15 protein-coding genes and 1 tRNA gene are annotated in these 16977 nt (G+C 58.8%); 13 read left to right on the top strand and 3 right to left on the bottom strand.

What is annotated here, in order from left to right; all coding sequences use genetic code 11:
* Positions 1-17 precede the first annotated feature (17 nt).
* The 3 genes from ASD46_RS14595 to ASD46_RS14585 are packed head-to-tail and all read right to left on the bottom strand — an operon-like array spanning position 18 to position 3291.
* On the bottom strand, positions 18-1145 hold the full coding sequence (locus tag ASD46_RS14595; protein WP_060642486.1) for an iron-containing alcohol dehydrogenase: 1128 nt from the start codon (positions 1143-1145) through the stop codon (positions 18-20).
* Positions 1142-2098: a 4-hydroxythreonine-4-phosphate dehydrogenase PdxA gene (pdxA, locus tag ASD46_RS14590; protein ID WP_025595336.1), complete on the bottom strand. Its 957-nt coding sequence runs from the start codon at positions 2096-2098 to the stop codon at positions 1142-1144. Before pdxA ends, ASD46_RS14595 begins: the two co-directional genes overlap by 4 nt.
* Complete coding sequence (locus tag ASD46_RS14585; RefSeq protein WP_025595337.1) at positions 2095-3291, bottom strand: sialidase family protein; 1197 nt, start codon at positions 3289-3291, stop codon at positions 2095-2097. Before ASD46_RS14585 ends, pdxA begins: the two co-directional genes overlap by 4 nt.
* Positions 3292-3611: 320 nt before the next feature.
* Here ASD46_RS14585 and ASD46_RS14580 point away from each other — a divergent pair, with 320 nt between their 5' ends.
* From ASD46_RS14580 to purU, 13 genes are all read left to right on the top strand, one after another.
* Positions 3612-5120 carry an ABC transporter substrate-binding protein gene (locus ASD46_RS14580; protein ID WP_025595338.1) on the top strand — a complete coding sequence of 503 codons (1509 nt, stop codon included), beginning with the start codon at positions 3612-3614 and terminating at the stop codon, positions 5118-5120.
* Positions 5121-5193: 73 nt separating this feature from the next.
* On the top strand, positions 5194-6108 hold the full coding sequence (locus ASD46_RS14575) for an ABC transporter permease (RefSeq protein WP_003511517.1): 915 nt from the start codon (positions 5194-5196) through the stop codon (positions 6106-6108).
* 14 nt (positions 6109-6122) lie between these two features.
* Positions 6123-7046, top strand: coding sequence for an ABC transporter permease (locus tag ASD46_RS14570; RefSeq protein WP_025595339.1), 924 nt, complete (start codon positions 6123-6125; stop codon positions 7044-7046).
* Positions 7039-8679, top strand: coding sequence for an ABC transporter ATP-binding protein (locus ASD46_RS14565; protein ID WP_025595340.1), 1641 nt, complete (start codon positions 7039-7041; stop codon positions 8677-8679). The genes ASD46_RS14570 and ASD46_RS14565 overlap by 8 nt, the downstream gene beginning before the upstream one ends.
* Positions 8676-9557, top strand: a complete 882-nt coding sequence (locus tag ASD46_RS14560) for a dihydrodipicolinate synthase family protein (RefSeq protein WP_025595341.1) — start codon at positions 8676-8678, stop codon at positions 9555-9557. Before ASD46_RS14565 ends, ASD46_RS14560 begins: the two co-directional genes overlap by 4 nt.
* Before the next feature lie 197 nt (positions 9558-9754).
* Positions 9755-9844 (top strand) — tRNA-Ser (locus ASD46_RS14555).
* Between the two features lie 318 nt (positions 9845-10162).
* On the top strand, positions 10163-10525 hold the full coding sequence (locus ASD46_RS14550; RefSeq protein WP_003511512.1) for a hypothetical protein: 363 nt from the start codon (positions 10163-10165) through the stop codon (positions 10523-10525).
* Between the two features lie 295 nt (positions 10526-10820).
* On the top strand, positions 10821-11498 hold the full coding sequence (locus ASD46_RS14545; RefSeq protein WP_019564961.1) for a helix-turn-helix domain-containing protein: 678 nt from the start codon (positions 10821-10823) through the stop codon (positions 11496-11498).
* 96 nt (positions 11499-11594) lie between these two features.
* Positions 11595-12500, top strand: coding sequence for a class II glutamine amidotransferase (locus ASD46_RS14540; RefSeq protein ID WP_025595342.1), 906 nt, complete (start codon positions 11595-11597; stop codon positions 12498-12500).
* A gap of 35 nt (positions 12501-12535) precedes the next feature.
* Entirely contained in the window at positions 12536-13222 is a 687-nt protein-coding gene (locus ASD46_RS14535) for a GXGXG domain-containing protein (RefSeq protein WP_003511508.1), read from the top strand.
* Positions 13223-13238: 16 nt separating this feature from the next.
* On the top strand, positions 13239-14567 hold the full coding sequence (locus ASD46_RS14530) for an FMN-binding glutamate synthase family protein (protein ID WP_003511507.1): 1329 nt from the start codon (positions 13239-13241) through the stop codon (positions 14565-14567).
* Positions 14568-14651: 84 nt separating this feature from the next.
* Positions 14652-15959, top strand: a complete 1308-nt coding sequence (glnT, locus tag ASD46_RS14525; protein WP_025595344.1) for a type III glutamate--ammonia ligase — start codon at positions 14652-14654, stop codon at positions 15957-15959.
* A 91-nt stretch (positions 15960-16050) separates the two neighbouring features.
* Positions 16051-16935 (top strand): formyltetrahydrofolate deformylase, encoded by an 885-nt coding sequence (gene purU, locus ASD46_RS14520; RefSeq protein WP_025595345.1) that lies wholly within the window; start codon positions 16051-16053, stop codon positions 16933-16935.
* Positions 16936-16977: the final 42 nt, after the last annotated feature.

Genomic DNA, 16977 nt, shown 5'->3' with positions numbered 1-16977 from the left:
GCGCACCGGACTTTCGATTAGAAAGCGCGGCGGTAAATGCCGAGCACGTCATCAAGGCTCATATCGACGGGATTGTTGTCCATCAGCCGGCGGATTGCGTGAGCGTCTTGCGCATAACGGGGAAGGTCGGTTTCGCTTGCCCCGTGCCGCGCAAGGGACATTTCAATGCCGAGGCCGGCGCAGAAATCTGTCGCTGCCTTGCGAAGATCATCGGATGAAAGATGCTCGCGAAGCCCAAGCGCTCCGGCCACCTCTGCCGTCTTTGCCGAAACCGCGTGCTGGTTGAAAGCCAGAACATGCGGGAAGACGATAGCGTTTGCCAGCCCGTGCGGCAGGTTGAGAAGCGTGCCGAGCGGATAGGCGATGGCGTGACCCGCCGCCGTATTGACCGGGCCAAGGCAGATGCCGCCATAGTAGGAGGCGAGCATCATTCCTTCGCGGGCTTCGGTATCCGCGCCGTCGCGAACGGCGCGCGCCAGATATTTGCCCACCAGCGAAAAGCCCATGCGGGCAAAACCGTCGATCATCGGATGCGCCTTGCGATTGGTGAAAGCCTCCACGCAATGCGCCATGGCATCCAACCCCGTCGCCGCTGTCACGGCTGATGGCACGGAATAGGTGAGTTCCGGATCGAGCACCGCGAAATCGGCAATCAGATGAGGGCTTTCGACCGCGACCTTGCTGCCCTTGACGGGATCGGTGATGAGCGAGCGAATCCCGGCTTCCGAGCCGGTTCCGGCGGTGGTGGCAATCTGGACGAGCCTGGTGTCGCGCCCTGCGACCCTGTTCGGTCCTGCCACATCCTCAAGCATCTGGCTGGAATTCCAGAGTGCGGCGACGAGTTTCGCCACATCCATCACTGAGCCACCGCCGAGGCCGATGACGAGATCGGGTTTGGCGGCGCGCGCTGCGGCCAGTGCTGCATCGAGCGTCCCTGTGTCCGGTTCGCCGGGAATGGCGTCAAAGACAGTGAACGGACCCTGCAATTGCAGCCGGTCGGCAAATTTCGCTGTCAGCGGCGTGGCGATCACCAGGGTCGAAGCGGTTTTGACGGCCCAGGCGCCGACCTGAGAAATGGTGCCGGCGCCAACGGCAAGCCTGCGCGGCTGATGGATGAGAATGGAGGCTGTGGACATGGTGTTCATCCTCTTGCGCCCTTGCCCGCCACGAGCTTGCGCGCATAGGCTATGGCCTCATTCATGTTGCCGTGATTAGCGATGCCTTTGCCGGCGATGTCGAAGGCCGTTCCATGATCGACCGAAGTGCGATCAATCGGCAGATCGACCGAGACATTGACGGCGGTATCGAAGGCGACGAGCTTGATCGGGATATGGCCCTGATCGTGATATTGCGCGACGACCAGATCGAAAGTGCCCGAATAGGCGCGGTGGAACACGGTATCGGCGGAGATCGGCCCGTGTACCTCGATGCCTTCAGCGCGCGCGGCGGCAACCGCTGGCGCAATCTGGTCATCATCCTCGGTGCCGAACAGACCGTTTTCGCCGCAATGCGGATTGATACCGGCAACCGCGATGCGCGGCCGCTCGTAACCGATGCGCTTTAAATGAGCATTGCCAGCGCGGATGGTCGCCAGCACCCGCTCCGTCGTTGCCCGGCGAATGGCTTCCTGCAGGGACACGTGGGTCGAGACGTGAATGACCTTCAGCCGCTCGGAGGCAAGCAACATATAGGCGGCTGAAGAACCGGTCAGGCTGCGCAGCATGCCGGTGTGGCCGTCATAATGGTGGCCCGCAAGATTGAGGGCTTCCTTGTTAATCGGAGCAGTGACGATGCAGCCGATTGCGCCCGCTTCGGCATCCCGCACCGCTTTTTCAATGAAACGGAAAGCGGCGTCTCCGGCAACCGGCGACAGCGTGCCCCATGGCAGCGGCGCACCCTCCACCGGCAGATCGACCACATTCCGAGTAAGATCGATGTCGATGCCAAGCGCACCCCGCGCCGCTTCCAGCGTGGCAAGGTTGCCATAAATCCGCGTTGCTTCCCTATCCGGGGCGTACATTTCCGCAAGCGCGCGGACGGTGATTTCCGGGCCGACGCCGCAGGGGTCACCCATGGTGATACCAATGATGTTGCTCATCCGATTCTCCCGTCCTTGGCGTCTGCCCAGCCGGGCGCCAGCCGGACATATTTGATTGCGCGGCGATGATAGGTGTAGCTTGCGTGCAGGGTACCGTCCGCTGCCTCCAGAAGCCATGGATAGGACATTTCCAGATTGCGGCCGTTGGTCGAATCGTTGGACAGGCAGGTGCCCTGCCCCTCCTCGATCAAAATCCGGGTAGGAAAGCTGCGGCCGTCGTCATCGGACAGGCAGATGGAAACCGGCGCGCGTGGCACGCCCCATATGGGCACACATCCACCGCTCGGATCGGCATCCGGTCTGTCGTCTTCCTCGCCCAGTTCGTCATAAAGCGAGGCGCGGCGGTCGCTGGATTGCGCGGCGTTGACGGGGTTGCAGATCATCGCCAGCCTGCCGTCTGCGAGCCTGATCGCGGCGATGGAGGAATTATTGTTCGGTACGTCGGTCGGCAGCGGTTCTGTCCATGAGCGACCGCCATCTGTGCTTTCCGTGCGGTAAACGAAATCGGCCTGACGGCGGCGAAAAAAAGCGGAGTAGCGCCCATTCGCGCCTGCAACCGGGCTCATATGAACGCAGCCGGTCGAGCCCGCCAGCTCCTGCAATTGCCAAGTGAGGCCGTTATCTTTCGATATGCCGAGTGCTGCGTTATCGTGGCTGCCGTTCCATTTCTGGCCGGGGCGTTGGACGCAGCGGAAGATCGGCAGAAGCCATGCGCCGTCATCGCGGATGCGAAGTGGCGCACGGATGAAGCAGCCTTTCGGAAGATCGAGAAAACGGCCATCTTCGGCGGACAGCTTTTCCGGCGTTGCCGGGTCGTGGACGACCCGCGCCATGCGGATGCGGCATTCGTCCTGATTGCCGGAGGGCTGGGCGGTGTGAAACAGCCAGAGAGTGCCATCAGGTGCGGTGAAAATAACCGGGTTCTGTTCGGAATGGGCGGGATCGTTGCTCAGGCGCTGCGGTGCTCCCCACCGGCTCGCGCCGGGTGTGAGCGCTGACGCGAAGATCGAAATATCCGATTTTCCCTCCAGCGTTCCGCCAAACCAGGCGCACAGCAGGGTGCCGTCCTGCAGAAGGTGCAGGAAGCTCGCATGGTTCTGGATCATCGGCGATGGCAGGAACGCTTCGTGCCGGTTTTCCGAAACGGCATGGATGGCTCCGGTCATGGCGTGAGCAATGTCATCAGGGGTCATCGTGGTCTCCTCTTGGTCTGATGAAAATGACATATTCAAAAAGTTGTCAAGTTTATTTAAGACAAAAGGAGGCCCTAAAATTTTTGATGACTTAACATAAATATATGTTTTATAATGATAAAACTTCTGTACTGGGTCTCAATAAAAAATCCTTCTGAAAAATAATTTGACAAAAAATGTGATAGCGTCGATGCTTTGATAACGGGTGGAGGAGACGATCATCCGCACGCCATGCTCCTCAATGCAGGAGACGGGGCTTTTGAATGCCTCTTGCGGCACGCCGCCATGTTGCTGAATTTCTGATCTGGGAGGAGAACGGAATGAAGAAGTCATTGATTGCGGGCGCCCTTGTTATGGGTTGCCTTAGCGCCGCGGTTTCGCCGGCGCTTGCGGCGTCGGGGCCGATCAAGATCGTGCTGGCGGAAGAGGCTGACCTGCTGGAGCCTTGCATGGCGACCCGCTCCAATATTGGTCGTATCATCATGGAAAATGTCAGCGAGACGCTGACCGAGCTTGATGTGCGCGGCAAGAACGGCGTGCAGCCGCGCCTCGCTGAAAAATGGGAGCAGAACGCGGATGGCAGCTGGCGTTTCCACCTGCGTGAAGGCGTGAAGTTTTCCGACGGCACGGGTTTCGATGCCAAGGATGTCAAGCATAGCTTCGAACGCATCATGAGCGACAAGAATGCATGCGAATCCCGTCGTTACTTCGGCGGTATGACCGTCACCCCCACGATTGTCGATGACCATACGATCGACTTCAAGACAGAGCCGGCCCAGCCCATTCTGCCGCTCCTGATGTCGCTCGTCACCATCGTGCCCGAAGAAACCAAGATGGAATTTATCCGCGAGCCTGTTGGCACCGGTCCTTACAAGCTGACCAACTGGACACCGGGCCAGCAGATTGTTTTGACTGCACGTGACGACTATTGGGGCGCCAAGCCGCAGGTGACGGAAGCGACCTATCTTTTCCGCGCTGATCCCTCGGTTCGCGCCGCCATGGTGCAGACCGGCGAAGCCGATCTTTCACCCTCCATTTCGCAGCTCGACGCGACAAACCCGAAGACCGACTTTTCCTATCTCGACAGCGAGACGGTCTACATGCGCCTCGACCACAACATCGCGCCGCTGAATGACGTGCGGGTGCGCCGTGCACTCAACCTCGCCATCGACCGGCAGGCTTTCCTCGGCACGCTGGTTCCCGAAGGTGCTGTGCTGGCCACCGCACTCGTTCCGCCGACCACGCTCGGCTGGAACCCTGATGTCAAGGTTTTCCCCTACGACCCTGATAGCGCGAAGAAGTTGCTGGAGGAGGCAAAAGCTGCTGGTGTGAAGGTGGATACGCCGATCACCATCATCGCGCGCACTGCGAACTTCCCTAATGTCACCGAGATCATGGAGGCGATCCAGCAGCAATTGCAGGAAGTCGGCTTCAAGATCGACCTCAAATTCGTGGAAGTGGCCGAGCACGAAAGCTATTATTCCAAGCCCTTCAAGGAAGGCCGGGGACCGCAGATCGTCGCTGCCATGCACGACAATTCCAAGGGTGATCCGTCCTTCACCATGTTCTTCAAATATGCCACCAAGGGCACGCAATCCGGTTTCTCGGACCCCAAGGTGGATGACTTGATCGAACGAGCATCCGCAGCCGTCGGCGATGAACGCGCCAAGCTCTGGTCCGAGCTCATCGCCTACCTGCATGACGATGTCGTGGCGGATGTGCTGCTGTTCCACATGGTTGGCTTCTCACGCGTCTCCGAACGGCTGGACTTCAAGCCCACCATCGCCACCAATTCGATGCTGCAGCTTTCGGAAATCGGCATCAAGTAAGCCGGTATTTCATCTGCCAAAGAGCGGCGGCGGAGCTTTAGCTTCGCCGTCGTGCTGAACACCGGAGGTAACCATGCTGAGCTTCATCCGAAAACGTTCCGTTGCAAGCCTGATCTCCCTGATCGGCCTCATCGTAATGGTTTTCTTCCTCTCCCGCCTGACGGGCGACCCGGCCGCACTGTTTTTGCCGGTGGAGGCTTCGGAGGAATTGAAGCAGCAGTTTCGTGCGCTGCATGGGCTGAACGATCCGCTGATGGTGCAGTTCCTGCGCTACGCGGGCGACGTGATGACGGGGGATCTGGGTGAATCGCTCAGGAAAGCCCGCCCTGCGCTGGATGTGGTGCTGGAGGCTTTCGTCTGGACGCTGTGGCTTGCGGTCATCACCATGTCGCTCGTCACCACAGCAGCAATCGTCGTCGGTTCGCTTGCCGCTTTCCGCTCCGGTGGCTTCTTCGACCGCATGGCCTCCACCATTTCGCTCATCGGCGCTTCCGTGCCGGATTTCTGGCTCGCGATCGTGGCGATCGTGGTGTTTTCCGTCAATCTCGCCTGGCTGCCCACCTCCGGCACCGGCTCGGTGCTGCACTGGATACTGCCGATCTCGGTTCTGTTCGTGCGCCCCTTCGGCATCATCGTTCAGGTGGTGCGCGGCTCGATGATCGGTGCGTTGTCCTCTGCCTATGTCAAAACGGCGCGCGCCAAGGGTGTGAAATCGGGTCCGATTATCTTCATCCACGCCTTGCGAAACGCCATGCTGCCGGTCATCACCGTCATCGGCGATCAGGCGGCAAGCCTTCTCAACGGCGCAGTCATCGTCGAAACCATCTTTGGTTTCCCCGGGGTTGGCAAGCTGATGATCGATTCCATTCTTCAGCGCGATTTCAACGTCGTGCTGGCAGCAATTCTCGTGACCGCGCTTGCGATCTTCCTGATGAATCTTCTGATCGATATCGCCTATGCGCTACTCGATCCGCGTATCCGGCACTGAGGAGACGTTCAGCCATGAGCCTTTCAAACGCCGATACAGAGATCATCGATGAGCCATCCTTTGCAACGCGCATGCTGCGCATGTTGTGGGCGGATAAATTCGCCCTCTGCGCCGCGATCTTCCTCATCGTCGTCATCATTCTCGCCTTTGTCGGCCCGGCGTGGCTTGGCGAGCTGGCGACGAAGCAGAACCTGCGTGGACGCAACCTTGCTCCGTTCGAATGGCAACGCGAATGGTATTTCTGGCTGGGGGCGGATGCGCTCGGTCGCCCGCTGCTGGCGCGCATCGTCGCCGCCACGCAAAATACACTGATGATCGCCGCCGGTGCCGTTTTCATTTCCGCCGTCACCGGCACCGTGCTTGGCCTGATCGCCGGTTTTTCCTCCAACCGTGTTGGCCAGATTATCATGAGGCTGGCGGACGTGATCATGTCGTTTCCGTCACTGTTGATCGCGGTCATCGTGCTTTATCTGCTCGGCTCATCCATCCTCAACCTGATGCTGGTTCTGGCGATAACCCGCATCCCCGTTTACATCCGCACCACAAGGGCCGAAGTGCTGGAGGTGCGTGAACGCATGTTCGTACAGGCGGCGCGCGTGATGGGCGCATCGGGCAAACGTATCCTGTTCCGCCATATTCTACCCGTGGTCCTGCCGACGCTGACAACGCTTGCGACGCTCGATTTTGCCTATGTGATGCTGGCGGAAAGCGCGCTGTCTTTCCTTGGTATCGGCATTCAGCCGCCGGAAATCACCTGGGGCCTGATGATCTCGCAGGGGCGGCAGTACCTCACCAATGCCTGGTGGCTGTCCTTCTGGCCGGGCCTTGCCATCATACTCACCACCCTGTCGCTCAACCTGCTGTCCAACTGGCTGCGCATTGCGCTCGACCCCGTGCAGCGCTGGCGGCTGGAAATGAAAGGCCGCAAACATGCCTGACCATCTTCTCGATGTGCGCAACCTTTCCGTGGAGTTTCACACCGCAGGCGGTGTCGTGCATGCGGTGAAGGATGTTTCCTATCATATCGACCGTGGTGAAACGCTTGCGATCCTCGGTGAAAGCGGCTCGGGCAAATCGGTATCGTCCTCGGCCATCATGAACCTCATCGACATGCCGCCCGGACGTATCAGCGGCGGCCAGATATTTCTTGATGGCAAAGACCTTCTGACAATGCCGGCTGAGGCCCGCCGCGAGATCAATGGCCGGCGCATCGCCATGATCTTTCAGGACCCGCTCAGCCATCTCAATCCGGTCTATACCGTCGGCTGGCAGATCCGCGAGGCGATGACCACCCATGGAATGGACAGGGTGAAAGCCGAAGCGGAGGCGAGGCGGCTTGTCGCGCGTGTTGGAATTCCTGATCCGGACGGAGCCTTGAAGAAATATCCGCATGAATTTTCTGGCGGCCAGCGCCAGCGTGTGATGATCGCCATGGCGCTTGCGCTCCGGCCCGATCTCCTGATCGCCGACGAGCCGACCACGGCACTCGATGTGACGGTTCAGGCTGAAGTTCTTGCCCTGCTCAAGGAATTGCAGCGGGAAACCGGTATGGCCGTTCTCATCATCACCCATGATCTTGGCGTCGTCGCCGAAATCGCCGACCGGGTGGTCGTGATGGAAAAGGGCGTGCTGGTGGAGGCAGGCACGGTTCGCGAGGTCTATCGCAACCCAAAGCATCCCTATACCCGCAAGCTCATCAGCGCCGCCCCCGGCAGGGGCGAAATGCACGAGCCGAATGCGACCGGCGAACCGCTCCTCCGTGTGCGCGATGTGCGCAAACGTTATGGGGCTTTCGAGGCACTGAAGGGCGTTTCCTTTGACCTTATGGCGGGGGAAACCATAGCTGTCGTTGGCGAAAGCGGTTCCGGCAAATCGACACTCGCGCGCATTCTGCTCCGGCTCGACGAGCCGGATGCCGGCAGCGCCGAGTGGAAGGGGCGTGATCTCTTCAAGCTTTCGCCTGCCGAACTCTTTGCCCTCAGGCGTGATTTACAGATGGTGTTTCAGGATCCAACCCAGTCGCTGAACCCCCGCATGACTGTGTTCCAGCTGGTTTCCGAAGCCTGGGTGATCCATCCGGACATACTACCCAAAGCGAAATGGCGCGAACGGGTCGCGGAATTGCTGCATCAGGTCGGCCTCTCGCCGGAACATATGCGCCGTTATCCGCATCAGTTTTCCGGTGGCCAGCGGCAGAGGATCGCGATTGCCCGCGCGCTGGCGCTGGAGCCGAAGCTCATCATCTGCGATGAAGCGGTCTCGGCGCTCGACGTGTCTGTCCAGGCGCAGGTTGTTGCACTTCTTGACAAGCTGCGCCGTGAAATGGGCCTCTCCTTCATCTTCATCGCGCATGACCTGCCGGTGGTCCGCGATTTTGCCGATCACGTCATGGTCATGCAGCGGGGAGAGGTTGTGGAATTCGGGACTGTCCGGCAGGTTTTCGAAGCGCCGCGCGAGGGCTATACGCGCGCACTTCTTTCCGCCAGCCTCGATCCCGACCCCGATATGCAGTCTGTGCGTCGGATCGATGCCGATCACACTATTGGAAATCCAAGCGGAGTTCTTTCATGACCAAACAAGCCTTCGTCGCGCTCGTGACCTGTTTCAACGAGGACGAAACCATCAATTACGAAGCGACCCGTGCGCAGGTGCGCCGTCAGGTGGCGGCCGGCAACAACATCATGTGCGCCGGAACTAACGGCGATTTCACCGCACTGACGCATGAAGAAAAAATCCGGCTGACGGAAGAGGTGGTGGACGAAGTTGCGGGCCGTGCGAAGGTCATCGTCAATGCCGGCATGCCCGCCACTTTCGAAACGCTGCAACTCGCCAAAGCCTTCGACCGCATCGGCGTAGACGGTATTGCCGTCATCACACCCTTCTTCATCGCCTGCACCCAGGATGGGCTGATCCGCCATTTCTCGACTGTGGCCGACGCCCTCGAAACACCGGTCTATCTTTACGATATTCCCGCCCGAACCCAGAACCACATAGAGCCGGAAACCGCCCGCAAACTTGCCGCCCATGGCAACATTGCCGGCATCAAGGATTCGGGCGGTGCGCAGCAGACGCTGGAAGCCTATCTACAGGTAGCAAAGGAGATGCCCGGTTTCGAAGTCTATTCCGGCCCGGATCATCTCGTTCTCTGGTCGTTGCAGAACGGTGCCGCCGGCTGCATCTCCGGCCTCGGCAACGCGCTCCCGCATGTACTTGCCGGCATTCTCAATGCTTTCAACGCCAGCGATATCGCCGAGGCCGAACGCCAGCAGGCGATCTATACGGATTTTCGCACCGATCTCTATGCGCTCGGTTTTGCGCCCGCCATGGTCAAGCGCTCGCTTTACCTTCAGGACCCATCCGTCGGCGCCAGCCGGCAACCCGCCCTTCTGCCAGATCAGGAACAGGATGACCGGATCGTGGAAATATTACGTCGTTATCAACAGCTGTAACGCCACCGCCCGAATGTGACGTGCAGGAGTGACGCGGTGTGGCGCCACGTGAAAAATATCCACAAAACGGCCAGAAGCCGAAGCATTTATACAGCCTTGTCCGGGACGAATAATTTGTGACACAAACACGAAATTTCCCTTGTCAGTCCCGCCATTGATGTTTATGAGGAGCGCGCAACGCAAGCGTTCGCGCATGCGGAGAGGTGGCAGAGTGGTCGAATGCACCGCACTCGAAATGCGGCATACCTGCAAGGGTATCGTGGGTTCGAATCCCACCCTCTCCGCCATAATTTACGCTAAGCAGTAAGATTTTCCGAGATAGCCTGATTTCATTCGTTGGTCGCTTTGATGCTGCAGTCTGCTAGCGAAGCCGGTACTGCTCTGCGCCAGCGGAGGCAGACTGGTTGAGATAGCGGTTGGCTTCCATTTCGTTGCGTCCCACCCGCGATCTTCAGCACCTGTTGGAGGCCCACACGGCCACGCTCCCGAAAAATTGGGATGCCGGCAAGTGCTCTCTCATATCCGCCATTGCCTCTTACGGCAGAGGCGCTATCATAATTGTGTTGTAGGACGATAAGCTTTGGGAGGAGCGATACGTGAGACGGATGTGGCCAGACGAATTTGCCTTTCTGCTGGACGGCGCGGAAGAGGTTGACCTGCATATTCCATCGGGGGCACACGACGACAGTTCGCCCGAAGAAACGATATCCAAGAAGGCTTTGAAAGCCCGCATCAGCCAGCAGGATTTTGAAAAGATTTGGCATCTTGCAGAGGCTCGCTATCGGCTGACCGGCAGGTTTTCGGGCAAGGCGATTACGCTGATCGCCAACAATCCTCACTATCAGAAATGGCATCCCTCCGACGGCGGCAGCGTCGAGAGCGTGTCCGATAGCGGTCAGAAATACACGACGCGCTATGTGATCGTGCATTTTCTCGTTGATGATGTTCGCGAGCTGGTCGAAGCCTGAACTCCGCAGGAACGGTTCTTGCCATTGACTGGTGGAAGGGCCTTTCGAAAACCAGCGGTGCCGAGTAATTCTTGGCACCGTTTGGCGGCGTGTTAGAGGTGAGCTTCAATATCTGCGTAAGACTACGATGAGCAGCGCGTGTCCGTAGTCCACTGAAATGCCTCTATACTGGTGCCGTCTTTGATCTCTCCGATGGCAGGGTGACGTGCTGACCCTCCGCAGGCTTTACCGCTGCTGCGATGTAAAAATTTCCTCCGAATTAAAATAGTTTTCCTTTAAAGAAGGAAAACACGTTATGCCGGAGGATCACATGGCAAAGGACAGCACAAAGACCGAGCCTGCGCTTTTGTCGCAGGACCCGCATGCGGTTCGCGAGCCGAGGGTCAATAATCTCGAAATGGCGATCGGCCATGAGGTGCGTGCCTATCGCAAGAAGCTGGGCATCACGGTCACCGATCTCGCATCGGCCACCGGCGTATCGGTGGGAATGCTCTCAAAGATCGAAAACGGTAATATTTCGCCGTCCCTCACCACGCTGCAGACGCTGTCAAAGGCGCTCGGCGTGCCGATCACGGCGTTCTTCCGTGGCTTCGAGGAGCCGCGCAGCGCCACCTTCGTCAAGGCGGGCCAAGGGGTGAACATCGAGCGTAGAGGCACCCGCGCCGGCCATCAGTACAGCCTGCTTGGCCATATCGACAACAATACTAGCGGCGTCACCGTCGAGCCCTATCTCATCACGCTGACGACGGACTCGGATGTATTTCCGACCTTCCAGCATGAGGGCATGGAGTTCCTCTACATGCTGGAGGGAGAGGTGGTTTATCGCCACGGCGAGCAGCTTTTCACCATGCAGGCGGGTGACAGCCTGTTTTTTGATGCTGATGCGCCGCACGGACCGGAGGAGCTGGTGAAGCTTCCCGCTCGCTATCTGTCGATCATTTCCTATCCGCAAAGACGGCTGACAAATGATTGAAAAGTTGCCTTAGAAGAAAAAAATATTCCTGATAGTTGACGAGATGGAATTCCATATGCTAGCTCTTCATTCAGAAACGAATGGAGGTGCCTGTCGATGTGCGGCATTGTTGGACTATTCCTGAAAGACAAAAGCCTTGAACCGCAGCTGGGTGAGCTGCTTTCGGACATGCTCGTGACCATGACGGATCGTGGACCGGATTCCGCCGGCATCGCGATCTATGGAAGCGCTGCCGATGGCCGGGCAAAAGTGACCATCCAGTCGGCCGATCCCGTCGCCGATTTTTCGGGCCTTGCCGAAGCGCTGAAGGAAAATGGCGTTGAAGCTTCGATTGCGGTGAAAAGCACCCACGCGGTCCTGGATATTTCATCGGCAAAGCTCACGGAAATTCGCTCGGTCCTGGCTGCCATCCGCCCGAATGTGCGGGTGATGGGCTCCGGCGACAGCGTGGAAATCTACAAGGAAACCGGCCTGCCGAAAGATGTCGTCGCCCGTTTTGGCGTGCGCTCCATGGCGGGCAGCCATGGCATCGGCCACACCCGCATGGCAACGGAATCGGCTGTGACGACGCTTGGCGCACACCCCTTCTCCACCGGTGCCGACCAGTGCCTGGTGCATAACGGTTCGCTCTCCAACCACAATAATCTGCGTCGGGAACTGGTACGCGAGGGCATGACCTTCGAAACCCAGAACGACTCGGAAGTGGCCGCCGCGTATCTCACGGCTGAAATGGCCAAGGGCAAGGATCTGGGCGAAGCGCTGACCGGCGCGCTCGATGATCTCGACGGGTTCTTTACCTTCGTCGTCGGCACCAAATCCGGTTTCGGCGTGGTGCGCGATCCCATCGCCTGCAAGCCGGCGGTGATGGCCGAGACCGATCAATATGTCGCTTTCGGCTCCGAATACCGCGCGCTTGTCAATCTGCCTGGCATCGAAAATGCCCGCGTCTGGGAGCCGGAGCCGGCGACCGTCTATTTCTGGGACCATGAAAAGGCCGCGTGAAACCGTCATCGGCGCATATTGCGAAAGTCATATCCATGCCAGTTTTCGATCTCTCCCACACGCCTTTGCGTGAACTCAACAGCGCGCTCCATGGGCTTTCCTCGGGCGCAAACGACACCGAATTCGAAGTTGTCAATCCGCGCGGCCACCATGCCGTCGCTGTTGGCATCGACAGCCCCGTCATCGTCGATGTTCGCGGCTCGGTCGGTTATTATTGCGCCGGCATGAATGATGGCGGGACCGTCACCGTTTACGGCTCGGCCGGGCCGGGCGTTGCCGAAAACATGATGTCGGGCACCGTCGTCATCGAGGGCGACGCTTCGCAATACGCAGGTGCCACCGGTCGCGGCGGGCTGCTGGTCATCAAGGGCAATGCCGCTTCCCGCTGCGGCATTTCCATGAAGGGCATCGATATCGTCGTGAAGGGCAATATCGGCCACATGTCCGCCTTCATGGGTCAGTCTGGCCACCTCGTTGTCTGCGGCGATGCGGGCGATGCGTTGGGTGACTCCCTTTATGAAGCGAAGCTTTTTGTGCGCGGCTCGGTCAAGAGCCTGGGTGCCGACTGCATCGAGAAGGAAATGCGGCCCGAACATCTGGAGAAGCTTGCCGAACTTCTTGAAAAAGCCGGCGTCTCCGATGTCAGCCCAAGCGAGTTCAAACGCTACGGTTCGGCCCGCACGCTCTACAATTTCAACATCGACAACGCCGACGCGTATTGAGGCGAGGGATTTTCCGATGAGCTATCACAACCCCTTCACCCCACCACGCAAGTCCGCGACTTTCGATGATCACACGCTGGCGGAAATCCGCCGTGCGGCTGCGACCGGCATCTATGATATTCGCGGCGCAGGCACGAAGCGGAAGGTGCCGCATTTCGACGACCTGCTGTTTCTCGGCGCGTCCATCTCGCGTTATCCGCTCGAAGGTTATCGCGAGAAGTGCGATACGACCGTCACCCTCGGCACGCGCTTTGCCAAGAAGCCGATCACGCTGAAAACGCCGATCACCATTGCCGGCATGAGCTTCGGCGCGCTTTCCGGCAACGCCAAGGAAGCGCTCGGCCGTGGCGCGACCATTGCCGGCACGTCCACCACGACGGGCGATGGCGGCATGACGGATGAGGAACGCGGCCACAGCCAGACGCTGGTCTATCAATATCTGCCGTCGCGTTATGGCATGAACCCCAAGGATTTGCGCCGTGCGGACGCCATCGAGGTGGTCGTCGGCCAGGGCGCGAAACCGGGCGGCGGCGGCATGCTGCTTGGCCAGAAGATTTCCGATCGCGTCGCCAATATGCGCAATTTGCCGAAGGGCATCGACCAACGTTCCGCCTGCCGTCATCCTGACTGGACTGGCCCGGACGATCTGGAAATCAAGATCCTTGAACTGCGCGAAATCACCGATTGGGAAAAACCGATCTACATCAAGGTTGGTGGTGCGCGCCCCTATTACGACACCGCACTTGCAGTGAAGGCCGGTGCCGATGTGGTGGTGCTTGATGGCATGCAGGGCGGCACGGCGGCCACGCAGGACGTCTTCATCGAAAATGTCGGCATGCCCACGCTTGCCTGTATTCGCCCCGCAGTACAGGCGCTTCAGGATCTCGGCATGCATCGCAAGGTGCAATTGGTCGTGTCCGGTGGCATTCGCTCGGGTGCGGATGTCGCCAAGGCTCTGGCGCTTGGTGCCGATGCGGTTGCCATCGGAACGGCGGCGCTGGTGGCGCTGGGCGATAACGACCCGAAATGGGAAGATGAATACCAGAAGCTAGGCACCACGGCCGGCGCTTATGATGACTGGCACGAGGGCAAAGACCCCGCAGGCATCACCACGCAGGACCCGGAACTTGCCGCACGTCTTGATCCAATCGCCGCCGGTCGCCGCCTCGCCAACTATCTGAAGGTCATGACGCTCGAAGCCCAGACCATCGCACGCGCCTGCGGCAAAAACCATCTCCACAATCTGGAGCCGGAAGATCTGGTGGCTCTAACCATGGAGGCTGCGGCAATGGCGCAGGTTCCGCTGGCGGGAACAAACTGGTTCCCGGGTAAAGGCAGCTTTTAAAAAATACAATGGACGGGCGCATTTGGGAGGATGTGGCCGTCCTTTTTCGATGAAGTGTCTGATATTCAAAAAAAGGGGAATGACGTGACACTGGACCTCTCCAAGTTTGCTGCCGAAAAAGGCATCAAATATTTCATGATCAGTTATACCGATCTCTTCGGTGGCCAGCGCGCCAAGCTGGTTCCTGCAGAAGCGATTGCCGATATGCAGAAGGGCGGCGCCGGATTTGCCGGTTTCGCCACATGGTTCGATCTGACGCCCGCCCATCCCGATCTCTTCGCAGTGCCGGACGCCTCCTCGGTCATCCAGCTTCCCTGGAAAAAGGATGTGGCCTGGGTTGCTGCCGATTGCGTCATGGAAGACCAGCCTGTGGAACAGGCGCCGCGCGTCGTTTTGAAAAAGCTCATCGCGGAAGCGGCCGGGCAAGGGCTGCGGGTCAAAACCGGCGTGGAACCGGAATTTTTCCTGATTTCGCCGGACGGCGCGAAAATCTCCGATGAGTACGACACGGCGGAAAAGCCCTGCTACGACCAGCAGGCAGTGATGCGTCGTTACGATGTGATCGCGGAAATATGCGACTACATGTTGGAGTTGGGCTGGAAACCCTACCAGAACGACCATGAGGACGCGAACGGCCAGTTCGAGATGAACTGGGAATATGACGATGCGCTCCAGACGGCGGATAAACATTCCTTCTTCAAGTTCATGGTCAAGTCGGTTGCCGAAAAGCACGGGCTGCGCGCGACATTCATGCCGAAGCCTTTCAAGGGGCTGACCGGCAACGGCTGCCATGCTCATATTTCGGTCTGGGATCTGGATGGCAAGGTCAACGCTTTTGCCGACAAGGCAATGCCTTTCGGGCTCTCCGAAAAGGGCAAGACGTTTCTGGGCGGCATCATGAAACATGCCTCCGCTCTTGCGGCCGTCACCAATCCGACGGTTAATTCCTACAAGCGTATCAACGCGCCGCGGACCATCTCGGGCGCGACCTGGGCGCCGAACACGGTGACCTGGACCGGGAACAACCGCACCCACATGGTTCGCGTGCCAGGGCCGGGGCGTTTCGAACTGCGTCTGCCGGATGGCGCCGTGAACCCCTATTTGCTGCAGGCCATCATCATTGCGGCCGGTCTCTCGGGTGTCCGCTCACAGGCCGATCCCGGTCCGCATCACGATATAGACATGTATCGCGAAGGTCATACCGTGACGAACGCGCCGAAACTGCCGCTCAATCTTCTCGATGCGCTGCGCGAATACGAGAAGGACGAGGAACTGCAGCAGGCATTGGGCATGGAGTTCTCAAAGGCCTATCTGAAGCTCAAGCAGGGCGAGTGGAACGCTTATTGCGCGCAATTCACTGCCTGGGAGCACCAGACAACGCTCGACGTTTGAGTTCGGGTTTCCCCGCCGCCCTTGCGGCTTTTCCCCGCGCTCATCAGACAGCGCGGGGTTTTTCCAATATCGATGACAGAGAGAGTGCCGGATGACGAACTTCGTCCTGACCGTAACCTGCAAGTCCACCCGAGGCATCGTCGCTGCCCTTTCAGGCTTTCTCGCTGAAAAAGGCTGCAACATCGTCGATAGTTCGCAGTTTGATGATCTCGGTACGGGCCGTTTCTTCATGCGCGTGGGCTTCATTTCCGAAGAGGGAGCAAAGCGTGACGACTTGATGGCTGAACTGATGCCGATCTCGCAGAAATTCGGCATGGAAGTGGCGCTTCATGACCAGTCCGAGCGGATGAAGGTCCTGCTGATGGTCTCGCGCTTCGGCCATTGTCTGAACGATCTGCTTTACCGTTGGCGCATCGGGGCCTTGCCGATCGATATTGTTGGCGTCGTCTCCAACCATTTCGATTACCAGAAAGTGGTGGTCAATCATGATATTCCCTTCCACCACATTCCGGTGACGAAGGAAAACAAGCCACAGGCTGAAGCCCGGATCATGGATATTGCCGAAAGCACCGGAACCGAACTGATCGTGCTTGCGCGTTATATGCAGGTGCTTTCCGACCGGATGTGCGAGACGATGTCGGGGAAGATCATCAACATCCACCATTCTTTCCTGCCGTCCTTCAAGGGCGCCAACCCTTACAAGCAGGCCTATCAGCGCGGCGTGAAGCTGATCGGTGCAACGGCCCACTATGTCACCGCCGATCTCGACGAAGGTCCGATTATCGAGCAGGATATTGTGCGTATTACCCATGCCCAGAGCGCGGAGGATTATGTTTCGCTCGGCCGGGATGTCGAGGCGCAGGTTCTGGCACGCGCCATCCACGCCCATATCCACCACCGTACTTTCATCAACGGTAACCGGACCGTGGTCTTCCCGCCAAGCCCGGGCAGCTATGCATCGGAACGGATGGGGTGACGCGGCATTGCGACAAGCTGGTCGCGCGCTGTTGCCATAAAC

The sequence above is a fragment of the Rhizobium sp. Root491 genome (assembly GCF_001427205.1).
GTDB classification, from domain to species: Bacteria; Pseudomonadota; Alphaproteobacteria; order Rhizobiales; family Rhizobiaceae; genus Agrobacterium; species Agrobacterium tumefaciens.
The sequence above is the reverse complement of the archived record's forward strand: the minus strand, read 5'-3'. Positions and strand labels throughout refer to the sequence as shown.

What these genes read in the sequence shown, in the direction of transcription:
- ASD46_RS14595 (WP_060642486.1), bottom strand. Translation starts at nt 1,145, where the DNA reads ATGAACACCATGTCCACAGCCTCCATTCTCATCCATCAGCCGCGCAGG.
- pdxA (WP_025595336.1), bottom strand. Translation starts at nt 2,098, where the DNA reads ATGAGCAACATCATTGGTATCACCATGGGTGACCCCTGCGGCGTCGGC.
- ASD46_RS14585 (WP_025595337.1), bottom strand. Translation starts at nt 3,291, where the DNA reads ATGACCCCTGATGACATTGCTCACGCCATGACCGGAGCCATCCATGCC.
- ASD46_RS14580 (WP_025595338.1), top strand. Translation starts at nt 3,612, where the DNA reads ATGAAGAAGTCATTGATTGCGGGCGCCCTTGTTATGGGTTGCCTTAGC.
- ASD46_RS14575 (WP_003511517.1), top strand. Translation starts at nt 5,194, where the DNA reads ATGCTGAGCTTCATCCGAAAACGTTCCGTTGCAAGCCTGATCTCCCTG.
- ASD46_RS14570 (WP_025595339.1), top strand. Translation starts at nt 6,123, where the DNA reads ATGAGCCTTTCAAACGCCGATACAGAGATCATCGATGAGCCATCCTTT.
- ASD46_RS14565 (WP_025595340.1), top strand. Translation starts at nt 7,039, where the DNA reads ATGCCTGACCATCTTCTCGATGTGCGCAACCTTTCCGTGGAGTTTCAC.
- ASD46_RS14560 (WP_025595341.1), top strand. Translation starts at nt 8,676, where the DNA reads ATGACCAAACAAGCCTTCGTCGCGCTCGTGACCTGTTTCAACGAGGAC.
- ASD46_RS14550 (WP_003511512.1), top strand. Translation starts at nt 10,163, where the DNA reads ATGTGGCCAGACGAATTTGCCTTTCTGCTGGACGGCGCGGAAGAGGTT.
- ASD46_RS14545 (WP_019564961.1), top strand. Translation starts at nt 10,821, where the DNA reads ATGCCGGAGGATCACATGGCAAAGGACAGCACAAAGACCGAGCCTGCG.
- ASD46_RS14540 (WP_025595342.1), top strand. Translation starts at nt 11,595, where the DNA reads ATGTGCGGCATTGTTGGACTATTCCTGAAAGACAAAAGCCTTGAACCG.
- ASD46_RS14535 (WP_003511508.1), top strand. Translation starts at nt 12,536, where the DNA reads ATGCCAGTTTTCGATCTCTCCCACACGCCTTTGCGTGAACTCAACAGC.
- ASD46_RS14530 (WP_003511507.1), top strand. Translation starts at nt 13,239, where the DNA reads ATGAGCTATCACAACCCCTTCACCCCACCACGCAAGTCCGCGACTTTC.
- purU (WP_025595345.1), top strand. Translation starts at nt 16,051, where the DNA reads ATGACGAACTTCGTCCTGACCGTAACCTGCAAGTCCACCCGAGGCATC.